The following is a 1,559-nucleotide window of genomic DNA, read 5'->3' on the forward strand; positions in this document are numbered from 1 at the left end:
ATAAGACTTCCATGCCGCGTTCACGGCATCACTGATGAATGAAAATATTGTCAATACTGCTACTACGGCTGGCGAAGGTAGGTCGTAATTTCTTGGTGTCACGAACCCGTATATAAGACGGACCACAACGACCCGGTGCATCGCAGATTGTTGCTCTTTCGGGAAGCACGCAGGGTAGAATAACCCATTTTGGTTGTTGCACCAGCCTCAATCACAACCAGTCGTAAGGAGAAGCAGGCTATGGAGGTATTACACGAACGTTGCTGCGGTTTAGATGTTCATAAAAAGAGCATCACCGCATGCATAATCACCCCCAAAGGAAAGGAGATTCGAACCTTTTCGACGATGACCAGTAACCTCATGGAACTGGTGGATTGGGTCAAAAACAACCGTTGTTCCCATGTCGCGATGGAGAGCACCGGCGATTACTGGAAGCCGATATTTAACCTACTGGAACTAGAGGAGCTCCAGCCGATGGTTGTCAATGCGCAACATATCAAAACGGTACCGGGACGCAAGACCGATGTGAAAGATGCAGAGTGGATCGCGAAGCTGCTGCGTCACGGTTTGGTTGAGGGAAGCTTTATTCCGAATCGAGAACAAAGAGAGCTTCGTGAAATCATTCGCTACCGGCGGAGCATCATCGAAGAACGAACTCGCGAAGTCAATCGGCTTCAAAAAGTGTTGGAAGGAGGCAATATCAAGTTATCTTCTGTCGCCTCCAATGTTCTGGGCGTATCTGGACGTAATATGCTTGAAGCGATGATCAATGGCGAGTCGGACCCAATCAAACTGGCCGACTTTGCGCAAAAGAAGCTCAAAACGAAAAAAGAAGAGTTGAAACTTGCACTCGATGGTCGTGTGGGAAAACATCAACTGTTGATGTTAGAAAAACAGCTTTCTCACATCGATTACCTTAACCAGCTTATTTCAGAATTGGACGAAGAGATTGACGCACGTATGGCCCCTTTCTCGGAGGACCTGAAGTTATTGGATACCATCCCCGGTGTCGGTAAACGAACCGCTGAGCAAATTTTAGCGGAAATAGGTACAGACATGTCCCGGTTCCCAACGCCTGGCCATTTATGTTCATGGGCGGGAATGACTCCAGGTCACGATGAAAGTGCGGGGAAGAAAAGGTCATCCAAGACGCGAAAAGGGAACAAAAAGCTGCGTAGTGCTCTAGTAGAGGCAGCAAGATCTGTCGGACGCAAGAAAAACTCGTACTTATCCGCTCAATACCATCGTATTGCGGCAAGGCGAGGGAAGAACAGAGCAGCGGTAGCCGTAGGGCATACCATTTTAACCATTGTCCATATCTTGTTAACGCGAAAACAAGCGTATATGGAACTGGGATTTGATTACTTCGATAACCGCAAGAGAGACATTTTAATCAAGAACTCAATCAAGAGATTGGAATCCCTTGGTCTTACGGTAAGTATCCAAGAACAACCTGCATCATAAAGATACTGCATTTATTTTAAAAACGAAGCAACGGGGGCTTAGTTTGCTATTGCCAAAAAGGCCTGTTCTAAGTCACTTAGATTTTCAGGGTAGAA

1 protein-coding gene is annotated in these 1,559 nt (G+C 46.6%); it reads left to right on the plus strand.

Features of this window, described 5'->3' with window-relative positions; all coding sequences use genetic code 11:
- Positions 1-240 precede the first annotated feature (240 nt).
- Positions 241-1,464, plus strand: a complete 1,224-nt coding sequence (locus tag ACE99V_RS20250; protein WP_400493001.1) for an IS110 family RNA-guided transposase — start codon at positions 241-243, stop codon at positions 1,462-1,464.
- The last annotated feature ends 95 nt before the right edge of the window (positions 1,465-1,559 follow it).

The organism is Brevibacillus soli (assembly GCF_044759095.2).
Taxonomy (GTDB): domain Bacteria; phylum Bacillota; class Bacilli; order Brevibacillales; family Brevibacillaceae; genus JBIYSM02.

What these genes read in the sequence shown, in the direction of transcription:
- ACE99V_RS20250 (WP_400493001.1), top strand. Translation starts at nt 241, where the DNA reads ATGGAGGTATTACACGAACGTTGCTGCGGTTTAGATGTTCATAAAAAG.